A 19,629-nucleotide genomic window follows, 5' to 3' on the forward strand; every position below is an offset into this window, starting at 1 on the left:
GTTGGACATGAGTATCAAAAAAGTAGTGTTAGCGTATTCAGGTGGTTTAGACACATCAGCCATTGTGCCTTGGTTAAAAGACAACTATGACTGTGAAGTGATAGCTTTTGTTGCCAACGTAGGTCAGGGCGATGAAGAACTGGCTGGTGTGGAAGAAAAAGCCATCAAGTCAGGTGCAAGCTCTTGCTATGTGGTCGACCTGCGCGAAGAGCTTGTCAAAGAAGTGATTTATCCAACCTTAAAAACAGGTGCGGTGTATGAAGGCCAGTATTTGCTGGGTACTTCTATGGCACGCCCTGTGATTGCCCGTGCTCAGGTTGAGCTGGCGCTGAAATTAGGTGCGGACGCTTTATGCCACGGTTGTACTGGTAAAGGTAATGATCAGGTGCGTTTTGAAGGTGCTTTTGCCGCCTTAGCGCCACAGTTAAAAGTGATAGCACCATGGCGCGAATGGCAATTTAACTCACGTCAGTCACTGCTCAATTATCTGGCTGAGAAAAATGTGCCTACTACTGCTTCTGCCACCAAAATTTATAGCCGTGATGCCAACTTATGGCATATCTCGCATGAAGGTGGTGAGATTGAAAACCCGTGGAATGAGCCATCAGACCAAATCTGGATGTGGACTAAATCACCAGAGCAGGCGCCGGATAAAGCCGAACATATTCAGTTAAGTTTTGAAAAAGGCGAACTGACGAAATTAAACGGTGAAGCTGTAGCTCCTGTCAAAGCTATTGAAGTGCTGAATGCTATTGGTTCAGAGCATGGTGTAGGCCGTATCGACATCGTAGAAAACCGTTTAGTGGGTATGAAATCCCGCGGTTGTTACGAAACACCTGGCGGCACTATTTTAGTGGCGGCTTTACGTGCACTGGAATCTTTGGTGTATGACCGCACGTCACTGAAATACCGTGAAGAAGTGGGCTTAGAGTTTGCTCAGCTGGTCTATGATGGCCGTTGGTTTACACCGTTAAAAGATGCCTTGTTAGCAGCAGCTACTTCACTTGCTGATCAACTGACAGGCGACATAGTGGTCAAACTGTACAAAGGCAACGTGACTGTAACGCAACGCCGTTCACCCAACAGCCTGTACTCAGAAGCTTTCGCGACTTTTGAAGGCGATGAAGTGTACAACCAAAAAGATGCTGCAGGTTTTATCCGCCTGTATAGCTTAGCCAGCCGTATTCGTGCTTTGCATAGCAAAGGTTAAGCTCCTGGCGTAATTATTAGGGCGGCTACCAGGCCGCCCATTCTATACCCTTCGTACTTGAAGCTGCCGCTTTGTTGACTGCGTTCTCTCGCCCCAATCACATAGGACTACTATGTTCATGGGGTCTCGCTCTCTTGCCGTCGCGCTGCAACATCAATTACTTTGGCTATATCTACTATTAATGCAGAGGTATTTATCATGGCGATGTGGGGTGGTCGGTTTACCGAAGCCAGTCTGGCCGAGTTCAGTGAATTTAATGACTCATTAAGTTTTGATTATCTGCTGGCGCAACAGGATATTCAGGCCTCCCGTGCCTGGACCATAGGCTTGCTTGAAGCCGGTATTATTACCGCAGCCGAAGCAGAGCAGCTGGATCATGCTTTGGCTGATTTAGCTTTAGCGCTCGAATCCAATCCAAAGCTGCCGTTACAAACGCAGGAAGAAGATATTCATAGCTGGGTGGAAGCTCAGTTGCAGCAAAAAATTGGTGTGGTAGCGAAAAAGCTGCACACAGGCCGCAGCCGTAATGACTTGGTCGCTACCGACTTACGTTTGTGGACCAAGCTGAATGCCACTCAGGTACGCGGCACTTTAATCAACGCTATTGGGGCTTTGGTTACTTTTGCTGATGCGCATTTTGGTGCTGTGATGCCGGGCTTTACTCATCTGCAACGGGCTCAGCCTGTGCTGGTTAGTCACTGGGCTTTGGCTTACATCGAAATGTTTAAGCGGGATTTAAGCCGTATTGACGATGCGTTAGTGCGGATGGATGTTTGTCCTTTAGGTTGTGGTGCCTTAGCGGGCACTGGTATTCAAATCGACCGTACCGCTTTAGCGCAGCGTTTAGGTTTTCAATCCGCTGCACTGAATAGCTTAGATGCAGTGTCTGATCGGGATTATGTGGTGGAGTTATCTGCTGCAGCCTCTTTGTGTATGACGCATTTATCGCGTTTATCCGAAGATGTGATCTTCTTCTGCTCGGGCGAAGCGGCTTTCTTTAAGCTCGGTGATGCGATTAGCAGTGGTTCGTCCTTGATGCCACAAAAGAAAAACCCTGATGTGTTTGAATTATTGCGTGGTAAAACCGGTCGGGTGTTGGGTCATTTAGTGGCTATTTTGCATGTACTTAAAGGTTTGCCTCTGGCGTACAACAAAGATATGCAGGAAGACAAGCAGGGCTTTTTTGATTTAATGGCAAGCTGGCAACAATGCTTGCTGGTGCTGGCGACAGTGCTGCCGCATCTATCGGTGAATGTAGAACGCTGTCGCTTAGCCGCAGAGCTTGGGTACAGCAATGCCACCGATCTGGCCGATTATCTGGTCGGTAAAGGCATCGCCTTCCGTGACGCTCATGAGCTATCCGGTGAGCTGGTACTGGTGGCGTCGAAGCAGCAAAAACCGCTGGAAGCTTTAGCTTTAGCTGAAATGCAGCAGGTATCGCCTTTAATCAGCGATGATGTTTTTGCCGCTCTGACCATTGAAGCCGGTCTGGCCAAACGTGCCTCTTTAGCAGGCACCAGTCCTGACAGAGTCAAAGAAGCGCTGGACGCGACCAAAGTTTGGTTTGAAGCCCTCTGAATTGAGCTGGTCCAACGAAAAAAGCCGGATTTTTGATCCGGCTTTTTGCTTTTTAGCGCAGCCAAAAGTTAAGCGGCTAACGCCTGTTTGGCCTGAAAATCCAGCTCAGCTTTGAGCTCAGTGGGCAGTTTCAACTGACGTGCCAGTTCCTGCAGATAAGCCCCTTCCATATAGTTTTGCTCGTTGATCACCAACAGGCTCGCCAGATACATCTCAGCTGCCATTTCCTGTGTCGTGGCAGCACCTGCGACATCAGCAGGGTCTAGTGGTTTTGCCAGTTCCTGATCAAACCAGCGTTGCAGGCTTAAATCCGAGGTCAGTTTGGCGATTTCGCTGTCGATCAATTCACGCTCTTGCTGATCAATATGACCATCAGCTTTGGCTGCGCCTATTAATGCTTTTAATATAGCGTGACTGTGTTGTTCGGCTTGCGGTGCGGGCAAACGGTCTACAGTTTGAGGTTCATGCTGGTCTACTGTGCCTTTGTTCTGCTGCTGCCAGTTGCCATAGGCTTTATAAGCCAGTACTCCCAGTGCAGCTAAACCGCCATAGGTGATGACTTTTCCACCGAGGCTGCGGCCTTTTTTTGAGCCAAGCAGCATAGCTAAAGCACCACCGGATATGGCCCCGCCACCAAAACCTGACATTAATTTACTGACTGAAGAGGAGGCAGATGATTGATGAGAACTCTGTGATACTGATTTCTGTTGCATCAGATCAGAACCGGCCTTAAGCAACTGGTCCAATAAACCTTTAGTATTCATTGATAGAAGTCCTTGAATTATTGTTAGTTATTATCAGACTGGTTTCAGCGCAGAAAATTCAGTTGTAGTTGTAAGCAGATATAAATAACTTGATGTGATAGTTAAATAGTTGCGAAGCCGGAATAAAAAAGGCCGCTTAAAAGCGACCTTTCATTGTGTACAACAGACCGCGATCAGAACAACTCGATTTCTTCCTGTTGTTGCTGATTATTCTGCGTGGGCAACTGTTGGACCGACGAATTGACATAAGTTTTAGGTTCTGTGCCCTGAATAAAAAACTCAAAACCACTGCTGTTATCTGTTGCCTGAGTCAGCAAACCTGTTTTTAAATCAATGCGCACTGAAGTAATACCTACCGGAGGTTGTACAAAAACCTGTGGTTTATCTTTTAACGCAAACCCCATAAATTCCTGCCAGGCTGGTAATGCGGTTTTTGCGCCCGACTCACCGCCTGCGACCTGATCTTTACCCAGATTGTTATTCCAGGCCGTTTTACCTAACCGGCTTTCCGCATCATCAAAACCGACCCAGGATGTCACCACTAAATCAGGTGAAAAGCCGGAGAACCAGGCGTCTTTTACATCATTGGTGGTACCGGTTTTGCCGGATAAATCCTGACGCTTTAGCTCTTTCAATTTATAAGCTGTGCCGTTCCAGCCTGTCCCGGCTTTCCAGTCACCACCACCCCAGATAGAGCTTTTTAGCGCGTCCGCAATTAAAAAAGCATTTTGCGCCGATAACACCCGTGGGGCATAAGCTGGTGCTGGTGCGACAGTCGTTTGTTCTGTGGTTGCGGTTTGTTCGGCAAACGTCGCTTCGAGTTGAGCTTCAGGATCTGCGGTTTCTGGATCTACAGTTTCAGCCAAAGCCGCCGCTTCTTTTGCGGCACGGGCTGCCAAGTCTTGCTGTTCACATTCAGGACAAACAGATACAGGTACATGTTGGTAAATCAGGTTATTCTGGTCATCCAGAATTTTAGTAATGACATAAGGCTTGACCAAATAACCGCCATTAGCGAATACCGCGTAACCTGTTGCCAGTTCCAGCGGGGTTAAGGAGGCAGAGCCTAACGCCAGAGTTTCACTGTGGGGTAAGTCTTTTTCTCTGAAACCAAACTTTGTCAGATGCTGACGGGTTTTTTCTACTCCAACAGTTCTTAATAAGCGCACCGCTACTACGTTCTTCGATTTGGCTAAGGCTTCACGAATACGAATAGCGCCGTCATAGACTTCAGGTGAATTTTTGGGACGCCATGCCTGATTGGCTCCTTCATCCCATTCATGAATAGGGGCGTCATTCATCAAAGTCGCCAGTGTCAGATTAGATTCTAAAGCAGCTGAATAAATAAAAGGTTTAATATTGGAACCGACCTGACGGTTGGCCTGAGTGGCTCGGTTAAACTGGGTCATGGCAAAACTGTAGCCACCAACCAAAGCTTGTACTGCGCCATCTTTTGGGTTGATGGCCACAATAGCGCCACTGACTCCTGGAATTTGGCCTAAACGCCACTCTCCCGCTGAAGGACGCACTAACACATGCATACCTGGTGCTAACACATCAGCAGCGGCTTTAGGTGGATGGCTTTGTCTGTCGTGGCTGATAAAAGCACGGGCCCAGCTCAGACCTTGCCAGGGCAGGCTGATTTTGCGGCCACCCGATAAAATGGCTTCGGCTTGTTGGCCTGAGACTTCAGTGATCACCGCAGGAATTAAATCTTCCAGTCCATCCTGGCTATCCAGATAAGCCAGGATAGCTTCATCGCTCAGACGATCTTTTTCCACAAACTTTACAGAACCATCCGCTTGTGGTTCCGGGTTGGCTTGCCATAAAGTCGCGACAGGGCCACGGTAGCCGTGGCGCTCGTCATAGCCCACCACATTTTTTTGTACTGCAGCGACAGCTTTACCCTGCAATCTGGAGTCTACGGTGGTAAATACCTGAAAGCCCTTGGAATAGGCTTCCTCTTCGCCGTATTTATCTACCACTTCCTGACGCACCATCTCTGCAATATAAGGTGCAGATGCTGTGATCTGTGCACCATGTAGTTTGGATAAAATAGGTTCTTGTAATGCTTCATCATACTGAGCCTGAGTGATGTAGCCCTCATTCAGCATACGACCCAGCACTATATTGCGACGGGCGCGGGCACGACTTGGTGAGCGGACCGGGTTTAATACCGAAGGACCTTGCGGCAAGCCAGCAATAATAGCGATTTCGGATAAAGTTAAATCTTGAATGTTTTTACCGAAATAAACTTGGGCTGCAGCACCGACACCAAAAGAGCGCTGACCTAACTCAATTTTGTTTAAATACAGCTCCAGAATTTCGTCTTTGGTCAGTTCTTGTTCGATACGTAAAGCCAAAAAGATTTCTTTAATTTTACGGATCAGCTTTTTCTCACGGGTCAGAAAAAATACCCGTGCTAATTGCTGAGTAATAGTACTGGCGCCTTGTTTGGCTTCACCACTGAATGCCACTACAGTCGCAGCGCGGAACATACCAATGACATCAATGCCCGGATGCTCATAAAAGCGGTTATCTTCCGTGGCCAGCACAGCTTTAATCAGTAAGTCAGGCATTTCTGCCAGTGTTAACGGAATACGGCGCTTTTCACCAAACTGTGAAATCAGCTCTCCGTCCTGACTAAAAACACGCATAGGTGTTTGCAGTTTGACGTCTTTTAATGTGGCTACACTTGGCAAGTCATCTTTTACATACCAGTAACTCGCAGCAACCAAAGCCACAACGGAAAAAGCACCTGCAATCAACAGAATGATTAGTTTTTTAAACCACGACACTGATGAACCTCAATGTATATTTTCGGGGCTGACGGGAATGTCAGTCTGTTTTTTTTAAAAGCTATTTGTCGACCCTACGCAATTTTTTACGAAACGACTAAGCTCTTGACAGAAGTTCAATAGAAATCATTGACCTGTGTACAGGACGCTATGCGAAGCACTCTGTTTCAAACCAAAAAAGCTTTGATCTTAGGGGTCGATATTGGCTCACATGCTGTGAAAGCTGTGTTATTAAGCCAGCACAACCAGCATTATAAAGTAGAAGCCTTTGCAATAGAACCTATGCTGAAAGGCACAATGGTCGATCGTGAAATTCAGGACATAGAAGCCGTCGCAGATGCCTTATTGAATATTAGAAAAAAGATAGATAAATCAATTAAGTATGCAGCTGCAGCTGTGTCGGGTTCTCTGGTGATCAGTAAAGTGATTTTTATGGATGCCAGTTTAACAGATGCTGAATTAGCCCGTCAGATTGAACTGGAAGCCGATAGTTTAATTCCGTACCCGCTAAATGAAGTCAGTTTAGATTTCGAGCGGCTAGAGATCAATGAAACGGATCCCAGTAAAGTTAATGTGCTGCTCAGCGCTGCCCGCACCGAAAGTGTGCAGGCAAGGGTGACCGCATTAGAATCTGCCGGTTTTACTGCCAAAGTGATAGATGTCGAAAGTTCTGCTTTAAGTCGGGCTGCTGAATTATGTTTGGATCAATTGCCGGAAGATGCAGCAGAAAAAGTAGTGGCGGTGTTGGATATAGGCGCCACTATGACACTGTTGAGCATAGTGGAAGGTGATAAAAATCTTTATACCAGAGACATCGCCTTTGGTGGTGAGCAGTACAGCCGCAGCATTATGCATTACTACAATAAAACTTACGAAGAAGCTGAGCAGGCGAAAATTCTAGCCGATTTGCCCCCGAGTTATAGCTTTGAAGTGCTTGCGCCTTTTCAGACCATGTTATTACAACAAATTCGTCGTGCTATTCAAATGTACCTGACCACTAGTGGTAAAGAGCAGGTCGATTATTTATTGGTGAGTGGCGGTACCAGCTTACTGGATGGCATAGACAAACTGATCAGTGACGAATTAGCTATCCAGGCCGTGGTCGCTAATCCATTCCGGCATATGGAATCCGCTGCGACGGTCAATCGTCAGCAGCTGACTGAAAAAGCGCCTTGTCTGATGATCGCAACAGGTCTGGCATTGCGGAGTTTTACTTCATGGCATCAATAAACCTGCTGCCATGGCGTGAAGCTGCCCGTAAACAACAACAGATGGATTATCTGACGGTGTTAGCGCAAGTGGCTGTGCTGGCATTTGTGCTGATGTTTTTGGTCTATTGGGTATATCAGGCTCGTGTCGAAGGGCAAATCAGTCGTAATACCTTGCTCGAAACGGAAATTAAGCAATTAAACCTGCGTATCGGCCAAATCCGCGAACTGGAAAAACAAAAAGAAGGTTTACAGCAGCGTATGTCATTGATTGAACAATTGCAGCGTAGCAGAAACCTGGGCACCCAAATAATGGATGAGGTGGCTAAAACCGTGCCTGCAGGTGTGTATCTGGTGTCTATGGATAAAAAATTTAACAGATTACTCATCACAGGGAAAAGTGAGTCGAATAACAGATTATCCAGCTTATTAAGGGTGATTGAGCAATCTCCTTTGTTGACTCAGCCTGTGCTGGAGTTTATTCAGGCCAGTAAAGATGACAGTGGTTTATTAAGCGATTTTAAGATGCATTTGCGCCTAGTTGGCGCTGAACCTCCACCACTGCCTTCACAACCTGCAGGCAAAACGGCCAACAAAGCAGGGGGGCAAAAATGAGCCTGAATATCAATTTATCTGATATCGATTTAGCTGAGCTTGATTTTAACAACATGGGGGCATGGCCTAAGGCGGGTAAGGTCGGTCTTGCTTTGGTGGTTGCTACTGCTGTGATGTTATTGAGTTACTTGTTTCTGATTAAAGACCAGGTTAGTCATCTGGATGCGCAGCTGCAGAAGGAACAGGAGCTACGCCTTGAGTATCAAAGTAAATACGGTAAAGCTATTAACCTGGAGCTGTACCAGCAGCAAATGCAGGAGATGGAAAAAACCTTTTCTGTGTTGTTAAAGCAGTTACCTGCGACCCATGAAACGCCAGGCATGCTGGATGATATTACTTTTGCCGGTACCTCAGTAGGACTTACATTTGTCCGTATTAACTGGATGCCGGAAATTGAAAAAGAGTTCTACACCGAGCTGCCAATTCAAATTGAAGTCATAGGGGAATATCACCAGATTGGCAATTTTGTCAGTGAAATCGCTAAGTTACCTCGTATTGTCAGTTTGCATGATTTTGTGATCCAAAGCCGGGAAGAGGGCAATCAGAGTTTTAGCGTCATAGCTAAAACTTACAGGTACAAGGAGCTGAAAAAATGAAACAGGCTCCCATTGTTATGCTGACTGCTTTGCTGGCGCTCAGCGGATGTTTTAGCGATACGACAGATATTCAGCAGTTTATGGCGGATGTGAAGACCACTACCAGAGCTCAAATTCCGCCTTTGCCTCCAGTGAAGGACTTTGAACATTTACCCTACACCAGCTCTGAATTGCGTAGTCCTTTTAGCCTGCCATCGCCACAAGCCTATAACCAGCAAGCTCTGCATCAACCGGGTTGTATTCAGCTGGATCATCAGCGTGAAAAGCAAGCCTTAGAACACTACGCGATAGACAATTTAACCATGCGCGGAACTTTAGGTCATGCCGATCAATTATGGGCTTTAATTGAAGCCTCCGATCAAAGTATGCACAGGATAGGTCTCAACGACAGATTAGGTTTATTTCATGGCAGGGTGGTTGCAGTGAAGCCTGACTATATTGAGATAACAGAATTTATTCCTGATGGCAGTGGCTGTACTGTGCAGAGAAACAGCAAATTACAATTATTGGAGGCGTCCATTGATGCTGCCGAAACTAACTGAGCGAGCTGAATGATGAGAAACATTACAACAGGCGTCAGGCTCCTCCATTGTTGTCAACTCATGCTGTTTTGCGTTTTGCTCACCAGCTTTTTTGCCTCAGCAGGGCAGGCTAGCAAAGATTTTATTAATGAAATTGATTCAATAGACTTTCGTCGGGGCGAACAAGGCGAAGCTAAAGTCTTGGTTTTTTTGCAACAAAATTCGGCTGCTGTAGATGTGGTGGAGAAAAACGACCATATTCAGCTCGATTTTCATGACACAAAAATTAGTGATGAGTTGTTGTACCAACTGGACGTACTGGATTTTGCAACTGTGGTCAAAGGCATTGAAACCTTCCGTGAAGGCAACAAAGCCAGATTAGTGATTGAAACTCTTGATGCTTTTACTTACAGCTACCAGCAAGTCGACGAGGTGTTTCATCTTATCGTGCAGAAAAAATCGGCTGAACAAAGTAAATCAGTGGCAGCTGGCCAGTATGTAGGTCGAGCTATTTCTTTGAATTTTCAGGATATTCCGGTTCGCACTGTGCTGCAGATTATTGCGGATTACAATGGCTTTAATCTGGTCACCAGCGACTCAGTCACTGGCAATATCACCTTACGGCTGGACGGCACGCCCTGGGATCAAGCACTGGATATAGTACTAAAAGTGCGTGGGCTGGATAAACGCATGGATGGCAATATTCTGATGATAGCGCCGTCGGACGAGCTGGCTGCACGCGAAGCCAAAGAGCTACAGGCTCAACAGCAGGTTGAGCAATTAGAGCCTCTGATGTCAGAATTTCTAGCTATTAACTACGCCAAAGCGGCAGATATAGCAGCATTGTTAAATAACAAAGAAGCGACTTTATTGTCGGCCCGAGGCAATGTAGCAGTGGACGACAGAACTAATACTTTATTGGTGAAAGATACGGCGACCACTATCGAAAATCTGCGACGTTTATTGCGCCGGCTCGATGTACCTGTGAAACAGGTGCTGATTGAATCCCGTATGGTGACAGTCAAAGACAATGTAAGGGACGAAATTGGCTTACGCTGGGGCTTTAGCGATCAGCAAAATGATAAGGCCTGGTCCGGCACAGCGCCGGGCGCGAATAATCTGGCGGGGGGCACTGTGCCAGCGTTAAACGACAGATGGAATGTCAACTTACCTGTGGCGAATCCCGCTGGCAGTATCGCCTTTCATGTCACAAAGTTTGCTGATGGCACTTTGCTGGACCTGGAACTCTCCGCTTTGGAGCAGGAGAACAAAGGCGAAATTATTGCCAGCCCACGTATTACCACGGCGAATCAGAAAAAAGCCCGGATCGAGCAGGGTACTGAAATTCCTTATCTGGAAGCATCCAGCAGTGGCGCTACCACAGTCACCTTTAAAAAGGCGGTCTTAAGTCTGGAAGTGACACCTCAAATTACACCGGACAATAAAATTATTCTGGATTTAGAAATCACTCAGGATACCCGCGGTGAAACTGTGTCGACAGGCAATGGCCCGGCTCAGGCCATAGACACTCAGCGTATTCAAACTCAGGTTTTGGTTGATAATGGGGCTACAGTGGTCCTGGGTGGCATTTATCAACAGCAGATGACCAATACCACCTCAAAGGTGCCGGTTTTGGGTGACATTCCCTATGTAGGAAATTTATTTAAACGTCGTAATGACTTTAATGAAAAAACCGAATTACTGATTTTTGTTACCCCAAAAATTCTGACTGAAAGTTTATAAAAGGTACCAACCTAAGGCCGGAGCTGACGCTGGCTCCGGCAGAAAATTAGCTTGCCAAGCCAAGCTGATTGCTGACATAATTCACCGCTTCAAATTTTCGTGGGAGCTTTCGGGTCCTGAAATTAACCTTCTAAGTTAGCGCAGCAGCATTACGAACTATGGCAGAAAAACGCAATATCTTCCTGGTAGGCCCAATGGGTGCAGGCAAAAGTACAATTGGCCGTCATTTAGCAGACATGCTTCATCTCGAATTCTACGACTCAGATCAGGAAATTGAACGCCGCACTGGTGCAGATATAGCCTGGGTATTTGATCTGGAAGGCGAAGAGGGATTCCGTGTTCGCGAAGAGAACGTGATCTCGGACTTAACAGAATTACAAGGCATAGTACTGGCGACTGGTGGTGGCTCAGTGCTGAGCAAAGAAACCCGCAACCGTTTATCCGCGCGTGGCATAGTGGTTTATTTAGAAACCCCTATAGAGAAACAAGTGGCCCGTACTCAACGTGACAAAAGACGTCCGTTGTTACAAACCGAAGAAGCACCAAAAGAGGTGCTGGAACGTCTGGCGGCTGAGCGTAATCCTCTGTATGAAGAGATCGCTGACTTTACCGTACGTACAGATGAGCAAAGTGCCCGTTCAGTGGCGAATCAAATCGTTGAACAACTTGGTTTCTAGTTTGAGATAACTTTTCAGGGATATAAGGAGAGCTGTTGATGCAAAAAGTTGCAGTACAACTTGGAGAGCGCAGCTACCCTATCCTGATTAGCCCCCAGTTATTTAATCAGTCTCTGACGGAGTTTTTACCTAAATCCCGTCAGGTGGTGATTATTTCTAATCCAGTGGTTGCAGGGCTGTATTTGCCTGCTGTCACTGCATTATTTCCTGATTCAACAGTTCACTCCTTTATTTTACCTGACGGCGAAGCCTACAAAACTCTTCACTCTTTTGAGCAGGTGATGTCCTTTTTACTTGAGCACAAAGTCAACCGCGATGTGTTACTCGTGGCTTTGGGTGGCGGCGTCATTGGGGACCTGACAGGTTTTGTCGCGGCTTGTTATCAGCGTGGTGTACGCTTTATTCAAATTCCTACCACTTTGTTGTCTCAGGTGGATTCTTCAGTGGGTGGGAAAACAGCGGTCAATCATCCGCTGGGGAAAAACATGATAGGGGCTTTCAAGCAACCTGATCTGGTGCTGATTAACACCTCTGTTTTAAGCTCTTTACCTGCCTCTGAATTTGCTGCCGGTATGGCGGAAGTGATCAAGTATGCGCTGATCAGCGACCTGGCATTTTTCAATTGGCTGGAGCAAAATCAACAGGCTATCCGTGAGCTGCAACCTGCTGTTTTAGGTGAAATGATCCAGCATTGTTGCCAGATGAAAGCCGACATTGTCAGCCGGGATGAAACTGAGCAGGGCGAACGGGCCTTATTAAATTTAGGCCATACCTTTGGCCATGCGATTGAAGCCTTTTTAGGTTACGGTCAATGGTTACACGGCGAGGCTGTGGCTGTGGGTATGGTGATGGCGTCACAACTTGCAGTAAGTCGTGGTGCTCTGAACCATGAAGAATTACAACGTATAATGGGTTTATTGTCTGCTTTTGATTTGCCTGTGGCGCCTCCGGCACAAATGAGCATTGCAGACTTTATGCCCTATATGAAAACAGATAAAAAAGTACAGGCTGGCAAAATGCGCTTTATTGTTCCTACGGCTCTGGGACAAAGTGCAATAGTCGATGATGTGACCGAACAAGAATTAATGGCTCTCTTCAGTATATGAGTAAACAAGCTCTGCAACAGCGTTTAACCCAGTATTCAGGCCTTTTAGCCTCCCAGCGACAGTTATTGCAACGCCTGTTGTTGCAGCTGGAGTTTAATCAGCCGGACCGTCTGCAATTGGTGGGGTCCAGTGGCAGCGGGAAGTCTACTTTGATCCTGACCTTAGCTGAAATTTGTTCAGAGCAGTTTAATGTGGCCTTATTGCAGGCTGATGCCAGTCTGGCGCCCGTCGATGTATTAAAAGTGATGCAACAGCAATGGATTGGTGCAGTCGCTACGCCGCGGACTTTGTCTGAGTTTGTGGCGCAATTTAACAAAGCTGAACAGTACCTGCTGCTGATTGACGATGCCGACCAACTAAGTGAAGCCAGTTGGAAACTGATCCAACAGCTGCCAGTCAGTGTTTTTGTCAGCTGTTTAAAGGCAAAAACTGATATTCGTCTGGCCATGAATATCCCTGCCTTTACTGAAGCAGAAGCGGCAGAGCTACTCGAGCCCTATAATTTGGTAGGTCGTGAACAACGCGAACGCATTGAAGACTGTGCTGGTGACTTGCATTTGTTGTTGCATGGATTGAATGCGACTCCTCCCCGTAAAGTTGCTCCTGCTCCTAAGCCAAAAGCTGAACCTGCCGTTTCACCTTTGGCCTTTTCTGCGCGTGAAGAGAGCAATGCCCCTGTTTTTGTCGCCAGTGCGGCAGACAACAGCTTTGAATTCGATGTCAAAGACAATCCTTTAGGTTTGCGAGCGACAGACAGTGCTGATGATCAGCCGTCATTCTCTATAGAAACTGAACGGCGTACAGACTACAGCAGTCGAACAGTGCAGCAACAAACATCTGCCAAACAGGCTTCGGGCCAGTTTTTTTCGCCTTTTTTAGTGCTGAGCATTGGTTTTGGTTTAATAGCTGCGGTCGTGATGTTCTGGTTATGGACTGAACAGCAATTCCGTCAACCTATCGCTGATGATATGGTGCCTTATTACCCTTCTTCCACAGAGACAAGCGCTGCAGCTCGTTTACAGCAAGACCGTCAGTTCGAACCTACAGTCGAAATTAAACAAGAATTGCCGGCTGATGTGACATCGACAGCTCGTCCAAATGCAACCGGGAGCACTAAAGCAGACACTGATGCAGACGATCAGGGGATGCCACAAATGGCTATGGGGAAAACCTCCGATGCGGCCAGTATGACAGTGCAGCAGGAAGTGGATAAAGATGAAAATGGTCTGCCGCAGAAACAGATTGTCTCTACTATGACTATTGAATCTGAACCTATGCGCGAGCAGCCAGTGATCCCTGCGTTGCCTGCAGCTGGTGAAGAAACAGTGGTTACTGAACCAGAACCTCAGGCAGCGGCGACTCCTGCACAGCAACAAGCGGCAGATGTGGTGACTGAGCAGAATGATCTGGTCGCAGAAATGGCAGCCGATGCAGCTGAAACTGTTCCGGAGCCTGAACCTACTCCTGCTCCTGCAGTGACAGATACTCAAGCCTCTGATAGCTCTGCTGCTCATGATGCTACTGTGTTGCTAGGAATGTTACCCGATACTGTAGCGATACAGCTAGGTGTGTTCTCACAGGAAGCTGCGGCTAAAAAGTTTTTACAAAAGTATTCCAGTTTAAACTTACAGCTTTATAAGCGACAGCAACAAGGTAAAACGCAGTTTGTGGTGGTGTCTGCCTCTTATGTCAATGGTGGCGCTGCCCGTCAACAAGTGAAGTCTTTGCCAGAGGAATTACGGCAACAAACGCCTTTTGTGAAGCCATTAAGCGACATTCAGCGTGAGATCCGCTCAGCTAATGCGAACTAATCTGATGCAGTTGGAAAGCGCCCAGGTGGCTTGCTTATGCTAAAAAAATCCAGAGCTTTCCTGAAATGGGCTGGTGGTAAATATAATTTAGTCGATGCGATATCTCAGCAGCTGCCCAAAGCCCCTTTACTGGTAGAGCCTTTTGTTGGTGCTGGTTCGGTGTTTTTAAATACCGATTATTCATCCTATCTGCTGAATGATATCAATGCAGATCTGATTAATCTCTATCAGTTGTTGCAAACTAAACCTGCTGATTTTATTACCGATGCTCAAACTTTATTTGTACAAAGCAGCAATGAAAAAAGCAGCTATCTTGCATTGCGGGAAGAGTTTAATCAAAGTTCAGACAGCTATCAGCGTTCCTTATTATTTTTGTATTTAAATCGCCATGGCTATAACGGTTTGTGCCGTTACAATAGCAGCGGTAAATTTAATGTACCTTTTGGCAGCTATAAAAAACCGTACTTTCCTGAAGCCGAGTTATGGTTTTTTGCAGAAAAGGCGCAAAAAGCTAAGTTTGTCTGTATGGATTACCACGCACTGATGCAACAAATTGATTCGCCTGCTGTGGTGTATTGTGATCCACCTTATGTGCCCTTGAGCCGCACTGCGAGTTTTACTTCGTACGCTAAAAATAGCTTTGATTTAGATGATCAGGCTGAACTGGCTAATCTGGCGGAAACATGCCAAAGCCGTGGTGTCAGTGTGGTGATCAGTAATCACGATACCACCTTAACCCGCAAGTTGTATGAAAAGGCGAAGTTAACTTCGATTCAGGTTGGGCGTTCAATTAGCCAAAAAGGTGCAAGTCGTGGCAAGGTCGCTGAGCTTTTTGCACTTTATGCAACTGCGACTCAGCCCGCTACAACCCAACTGACCAGCACTAACAGCAGTGCAACAAAGACAACGACAGCGAAAATCCCTGCCACTAAATAAGGCCAAATGGTCGTTGTTTGAAAGTCTTGTTGACGTTGTTGTTCAGATTGAACTCCAACAAAAGCTCCGAAAACAGCTTTGAGTACTTGCTTAAAGCCAGGGGCTTTTGCCATGTTTAACCTCTGCGGTCAAAACGATTGAGTAACTCGAGTAAATCAACAAAATGGAATTGGGTGGAACGGCTATTGCCTTGTAACCAACTGAACCAGCTTTGCTGAGAAGGTTTACACAAGGAGCTGATCGCCAGAGGTTTCGCAGGATCGGCCTGAACTGCAGCCTGACATAATTCGTTAGAGGACGCTGTGTGCTGATGAGCAATAAAACCAAGACACAAACTAATGACCACTACGGGCACTATTTTGCGATTTGCTAGTTGCTTCATGCGAACCTCAACTGGTTGAATTATGTGCTGGATGATACTCAAGTTCAGAACAAGTTACAAGTTTATAACTTAATCTGCCAGTGACAAAAGTCACTTTATGTTGATTGGCATGTTGGCCTAGCGGAAAGGTCAAAAGGGACAAAGCCAAAGGCTTTATCCCTGCAAGGATCAGAAGGTTTTACTTAAAGTCAGTACAGTACGGCCATCACACAGATTACATTCTGCAGAACCATCTATGTCTGTGTCTGCATATTTCAGTGATACACCAGCACCTAATACTTCGGTGCTAAAACCGATACTCCAGTCGATATAGGTGTCGCTATCAACAGGACCCGCAGCTAAAAAGGTTTCAAACTCAGCTTCGTCTTCAAAAGCGTTGTAGCCAAAGTGTAAATCCAAGGCAATGTTTTCTACCAGACTGTATTTGTAGTCGGCGGACAAGTAGTAATAGTCATCGACACCAGTGCCAAAATAATCGGGGGAATAGGCGACACCTAAAGTCCAGCTGTCATAAAAGAACTTGGCATAACCTTCGTAGAAATTAAATTCGTCAACAGCGTTGTCACCTTTTGGATAACGGTATTGCATCACACCAACGTCAACATTCCAGCTGTCATTTAAGGCGCCAGTCCAGCCCGCTAAAATATCCAGCTCCATACTGCCTTCACCGAACTTGATATTTGAACCCCAGGTTGACAAATAAAAGCCTGATTCACCGCTTAATGTAAAACCACCCTGTACAGCCGGGCCTTCATCTGTCTGAGAGATACCACGGAATAAATAATCGGAGGTTAAGGCGACGTTGCCCGTCAGGCTGGCCGCACTTACACCGAAACTGCTGCCTGCAATACATAATGCGATGAGGCTACGGCGAATTGTTTTACTTGTTGCTTTTGATCCCAGTGTTACTTTTTTTGTCATTTTATTTGCCCTTATCTATGAGTTCCCGTCAATACAGTCCATTTTTTGTGCCATTGCAGTATTCTTAATAAAATCAGATGGATAGATATTTTTTTTTACAAGGTTGTATTATTTATGTGCAAAGTTGGTGCGTTGTTGCCTGTTTGTTGTGCATAAGGTGCTGGCAACAAAGATGATTTTTCCTGAGCGATTCAGTAAAGTCTGGGTTTTGCTTTCTCACACTAGTTTTTTGGAGATCAGATGCGTCAACCGAATTGGATTGCTCCGTCAATTTTATCCGCAGATTTTGCCCGTCTGGGCGAAGATGTTAGTCGCGTTTTAACAGCTGGGGCGGACGTTGTGCATTTTGATGTGATGGATAATCACTATGTGCCGAACTTAACTTTTGGCCCAATGATTTGCAGCGCTTTGCGAAACTATGGCATCACCGCGCCTGTAGATGTGCATCTGATGGTTGAGAATGTCGATAGTCTGGTGCCCGCTTTTGCGGCAGCAGGCGCTTCTATTATTAGTTTTCATCCGGAGGCGTCGAAGCATGTTGACCGCACTTTGCAATTGATCCGCCAGCAGGGCTGTAAAGCAGGTTTGGTGTTTAATCCGGCGACACCGCTCACATACTTAGACTATGTGCTGGATAAAGTGGACTTAGTGCTGTTGATGTCGGTCAACCCTGGGTTTGGCGGTCAGTCTTTTATTCCCGCGACCTTAAAAAAACTGCAACAAGCCCGTCAGATCATCGATCAGAGTGGTTTACCCATCCGGCTGGAAATTGATGGTGGTGTGAAGGTAGAAAATATTCGCGAGATAGCAGAAGCAGGTGCTGATACTTTTGTGGCAGGTTCTGCTATTTTCAGCCAGAGCGATTATCAACACGTAATTGATCAGATGAGAGCTGAACTGGCTGGAGTGAACTAGTGCAGCCTTTTCAGTTATTAGCTTTTGATTTAGATGGCACTTTGGTCGACAGTGCCCCCGATATTTTACCTGCCTTAAATCAGATGATGGCTAGGCTTGGCAAAGCGCAGGTCAGTCTGATGCAGGTTCAGCATTGGCTTGGCAACGGCATGGCGATGCTGATTAAAAGAGCATTAACAGGCGAGCTTTATCCCAGCCGATACGATGCCAGAGAGTTTGAACAGGCTCAGCAGTTATTTATCGGTTTTTATCGACAAAGCAATGGTTCAGCGACCCGCCTGTTTGATCAGGTTCCGCAAGTGTTGGCCCGGTTAAGTCAGCATTATCCTCTGGCTGTCGTGACTAATAAACCGCGGCAATTCACCGAACCTTTATTGCAGCATTTGAACATAGCGCATCTGTTTCAGGCAGTCTGGTGTGCGGACGATGTCGCTCGCGCTAAACCAGAACCCGATATGCTGTTGGCTCTGGCCAGACAACAGGAGCTTTTACCCGCGGATATTTTGCTGGTAGGGGATTCAGAAAACGATATATTTGCGGCCCGTGCTGCTGGTATGCCTGTTATTGCGCTGAGCTACGGGTATAATCACGGCCAATCCATTGCGCATAGTAAGCCGGATCTGGTGTTGGAAAGTTTTTCTCAGCTACCGGATGCCATCTCTAGTTTAGAACAGGAAAGATAGATGTCAGAGTCAAAATCCATGATACCAAAAGCAAAACCTATAGTACTTAGTGGTGCTCAGCCTTCAGGCCAGCTTACCATAGGCAATTATCTTGGTGCTTTGCGTCAGTGGGACAGGATGCAGGATGACTATGACTGTTTGTACTGTATTGTGGATCTGCATGCTATTACAGTGCGTCAGGACCCTGCGGCTCTGCGTAGTGCCTCACTCGACAGTCTGGCATTGTATCTGGCCTGCGGTATAGACCCAAACCGCTCCAGCGTCTTTATGCAGTCTCATGTGCCAGAGCACAGCCAACTAAACTGGATACTTAATTGTTATACGCAGTTTGGTGAACTCAGCCGCATGACGCAATTTAAAGACAAGTCTGAACGCCATGCCAATAACGTCAATGCAGGTTTATTTACTTACCCTGTGCTGATGGCGGCCGATATTCTGGTTTATAACGCGCATCAAATCCCGGTTGGCCATGATCAGAAGCAACATCTGGAGTTGGCTCGTGATATTGCTAACCGTTTTAATGCCTTGCATGGTGAGATTTTTACCGTGCCAGAACCTTATATTCCCGGAGTAGCGGCACGGGTCATGAGTTTGCAGGAGCCGACGAAAAAAATGTCCAAGTCGGATGAGAATCCATGGAATTTTGTCGGTTTGCTGGAAGACCCAAAAATGATCAGCAAGAAATTCAAAAAGGCCATGACAGACTCAGAGGATCCACCTCGTGTGGCTTATGATCTGGAGAACAAAGCGGGTGTCGCCAACCTGTTAAGTATTTTAAGTGGGGTAACAGGTAAGTCGATTGATAGTCTGGTCGCTGAGTACGAAGGCAAGATGTACGGTCATTTAAAAGGCGATGTGGCGGATGCTGTCATTGCACTATTGGAACCTGTACAGGCGAAGTTCCATGAAATTCGTCAGGATCAAAGCTTGATGAATCAAGTGCTAAAACAAGGTGCCGCAGAGGCCAGGGCTCGCGCTGCTGTGACGCTTGAGAAAGTCTATGATGCTGTGGGTTTTGTGTTACCAGGCTAAAACCCTTGTACCTGAAGCCGCAGCTTTGTGATTTGGTCTCCTCGTCCCAGTCAGATTGGATCACCAAATTCCTGCGGTCTTTCTGTAACTTCAATACCTTAGGCTGTGATTGACCGTTGATTGAAAGTAATGC

At 46.5% G+C, this 19,629-nt stretch carries 19 protein-coding genes; 14 read left to right on the forward strand and 5 right to left on the reverse strand.

The genetic code is table 11. The annotated features are described in order from the left end of the window. The first annotated feature begins 1 nt into the window (after nt 1). Both IEW88_RS09720 and argH read left to right on the forward strand, forming a co-directional pair. Nucleotides 2–1,210 (forward strand): argininosuccinate synthase, encoded by a 1,209-nt coding sequence (locus IEW88_RS09720; RefSeq protein WP_221411410.1) that lies wholly within the window; start codon nt 2–4, stop codon nt 1,208–1,210. A gap of 198 nt (nt 1,211–1,408) precedes the next feature. Beyond that, nucleotides 1,409–2,788: an argininosuccinate lyase gene (argH, locus tag IEW88_RS09725; protein ID WP_147904039.1), complete on the forward strand. Its 1,380-nt coding sequence runs from the start codon at nt 1,409–1,411 to the stop codon at nt 2,786–2,788. Between the two features lie 68 nt (nt 2,789–2,856). Here the strand turns inward: argH and IEW88_RS09730 are convergent, their stop codons facing one another. Both IEW88_RS09730 and IEW88_RS09735 read right to left on the reverse strand, forming a co-directional pair. After that, entirely contained in the window at nt 2,857–3,552 is a 696-nt protein-coding gene (locus IEW88_RS09730) for a tellurite resistance TerB family protein (protein WP_147904040.1), read from the reverse strand. Between the two features lie 173 nt (nt 3,553–3,725). Beyond that, nucleotides 3,726–6,350, reverse strand: coding sequence for a penicillin-binding protein 1A (locus tag IEW88_RS09735; protein ID WP_147904041.1), 2,625 nt, complete (start codon nt 6,348–6,350; stop codon nt 3,726–3,728). A 150-nt stretch (nt 6,351–6,500) separates the two neighbouring features. On the opposite strand from IEW88_RS09735, the gene IEW88_RS09740 reads away from it, so the two are divergent. The 9 genes from IEW88_RS09740 (at nt 6,501) to IEW88_RS09780 (ending at nt 15,563) form a co-directional block, all read left to right on the forward strand. Then, complete coding sequence (locus IEW88_RS09740; RefSeq protein WP_147904042.1) at nt 6,501–7,580, forward strand: pilus assembly protein PilM; 1,080 nt, start codon at nt 6,501–6,503, stop codon at nt 7,578–7,580. Further along, nucleotides 7,568–8,173 carry a PilN domain-containing protein gene (locus IEW88_RS09745; protein ID WP_147904043.1) on the forward strand — a complete coding sequence of 202 codons (606 nt, stop codon included), beginning with the start codon at nt 7,568–7,570 and terminating at the stop codon, nt 8,171–8,173. The genes IEW88_RS09740 and IEW88_RS09745 overlap by 13 nt, the downstream gene beginning before the upstream one ends. Next, on the forward strand, nt 8,170–8,769 hold the full coding sequence (locus tag IEW88_RS09750) for a type IV pilus inner membrane component PilO (protein ID WP_147904044.1): 600 nt from the start codon (nt 8,170–8,172) through the stop codon (nt 8,767–8,769). Before IEW88_RS09745 ends, IEW88_RS09750 begins: the two co-directional genes overlap by 4 nt. Then, the gene (locus IEW88_RS09755) at nt 8,766–9,311 is read left to right on the forward strand and encodes a pilus assembly protein PilP (protein WP_147904045.1); all 546 of its coding nucleotides are present in this window, start codon (nt 8,766–8,768) and stop codon (nt 9,309–9,311) included. The genes IEW88_RS09750 and IEW88_RS09755 overlap by 4 nt, the downstream gene beginning before the upstream one ends. Nucleotides 9,312–9,371: 60 nt before the next feature. After that, on the forward strand, nt 9,372–11,033 hold the full coding sequence (locus tag IEW88_RS09760; RefSeq protein WP_229670430.1) for a type IV pilus secretin PilQ: 1,662 nt from the start codon (nt 9,372–9,374) through the stop codon (nt 11,031–11,033). Between the two features lie 158 nt (nt 11,034–11,191). Then, complete coding sequence (gene aroK, locus IEW88_RS09765) at nt 11,192–11,710, forward strand: shikimate kinase AroK (protein ID WP_008900467.1); 519 nt, start codon at nt 11,192–11,194, stop codon at nt 11,708–11,710. Nucleotides 11,711–11,748: 38 nt separating this feature from the next. Continuing rightward, complete coding sequence (aroB, locus tag IEW88_RS09770; protein ID WP_147904047.1) at nt 11,749–12,816, forward strand: 3-dehydroquinate synthase; 1,068 nt, start codon at nt 11,749–11,751, stop codon at nt 12,814–12,816. Further along, nucleotides 12,813–14,627 (forward strand): SPOR domain-containing protein, encoded by a 1,815-nt coding sequence (locus IEW88_RS09775; protein ID WP_147904048.1) that lies wholly within the window; start codon nt 12,813–12,815, stop codon nt 14,625–14,627. Before aroB ends, IEW88_RS09775 begins: the two co-directional genes overlap by 4 nt. Before the next feature lie 36 nt (nt 14,628–14,663). Continuing rightward, nucleotides 14,664–15,563, forward strand: coding sequence for a Dam family site-specific DNA-(adenine-N6)-methyltransferase (locus tag IEW88_RS09780; RefSeq protein WP_147904049.1), 900 nt, complete (start codon nt 14,664–14,666; stop codon nt 15,561–15,563). On the opposite strand, the gene IEW88_RS18875 is transcribed toward IEW88_RS09780, so the two are convergent. The 3 genes from IEW88_RS18875 to IEW88_RS09795 all read right to left on the reverse strand — a co-directional run bounded on the left by IEW88_RS18875 (nt 15,482) and on the right by IEW88_RS09795 (nt 16,866). Then, nucleotides 15,482–15,676 carry a DUF2970 domain-containing protein gene (locus IEW88_RS18875; protein ID WP_147904050.1) on the reverse strand — a complete coding sequence of 65 codons (195 nt, stop codon included), beginning with the start codon at nt 15,674–15,676 and terminating at the stop codon, nt 15,482–15,484. The genes IEW88_RS09780 and IEW88_RS18875 overlap by 82 nt on opposite strands. Before the next feature lie 2 nt (nt 15,677–15,678). Then, nucleotides 15,679–15,945: a hypothetical protein gene (locus IEW88_RS09790; RefSeq protein ID WP_053424371.1), complete on the reverse strand. Its 267-nt coding sequence runs from the start codon at nt 15,943–15,945 to the stop codon at nt 15,679–15,681. A 168-nt stretch (nt 15,946–16,113) separates the two neighbouring features. Continuing rightward, entirely contained in the window at nt 16,114–16,866 is a 753-nt protein-coding gene (locus IEW88_RS09795) for a TorF family putative porin (RefSeq protein WP_147904051.1), read from the reverse strand. A 240-nt stretch (nt 16,867–17,106) separates the two neighbouring features. Between IEW88_RS09795 and rpe the strand changes: the two genes are divergently transcribed. Genes rpe through trpS form a run of 3 tightly spaced genes read left to right on the forward strand, consistent with a single transcriptional unit; the run spans nt 17,107 to nt 19,496 of the window. Beyond that, nucleotides 17,107–17,781, forward strand: a complete 675-nt coding sequence (gene rpe / locus IEW88_RS09800) for a ribulose-phosphate 3-epimerase (protein WP_147904052.1) — start codon at nt 17,107–17,109, stop codon at nt 17,779–17,781. Further along, the gene (locus tag IEW88_RS09805) at nt 17,781–18,464 is read left to right on the forward strand and encodes a phosphoglycolate phosphatase (RefSeq protein WP_147904053.1); all 684 of its coding nucleotides are present in this window, start codon (nt 17,781–17,783) and stop codon (nt 18,462–18,464) included. The genes rpe and IEW88_RS09805 overlap by 1 nt, the downstream gene beginning before the upstream one ends. After that, a complete protein-coding gene (trpS, locus tag IEW88_RS09810; RefSeq protein WP_053424375.1) occupies nt 18,465–19,496 on the forward strand; it encodes a tryptophan--tRNA ligase in 1,032 nt (343 codons plus the stop codon). It begins immediately after the preceding gene. Nucleotides 19,497–19,629: the final 133 nt, after the last annotated feature.

It is taken from the genome of Rheinheimera tangshanensis, from assembly GCF_014645135.1.
Lineage (GTDB): Bacteria > Pseudomonadota > Gammaproteobacteria > Enterobacterales > Alteromonadaceae > Pararheinheimera > Pararheinheimera tangshanensis.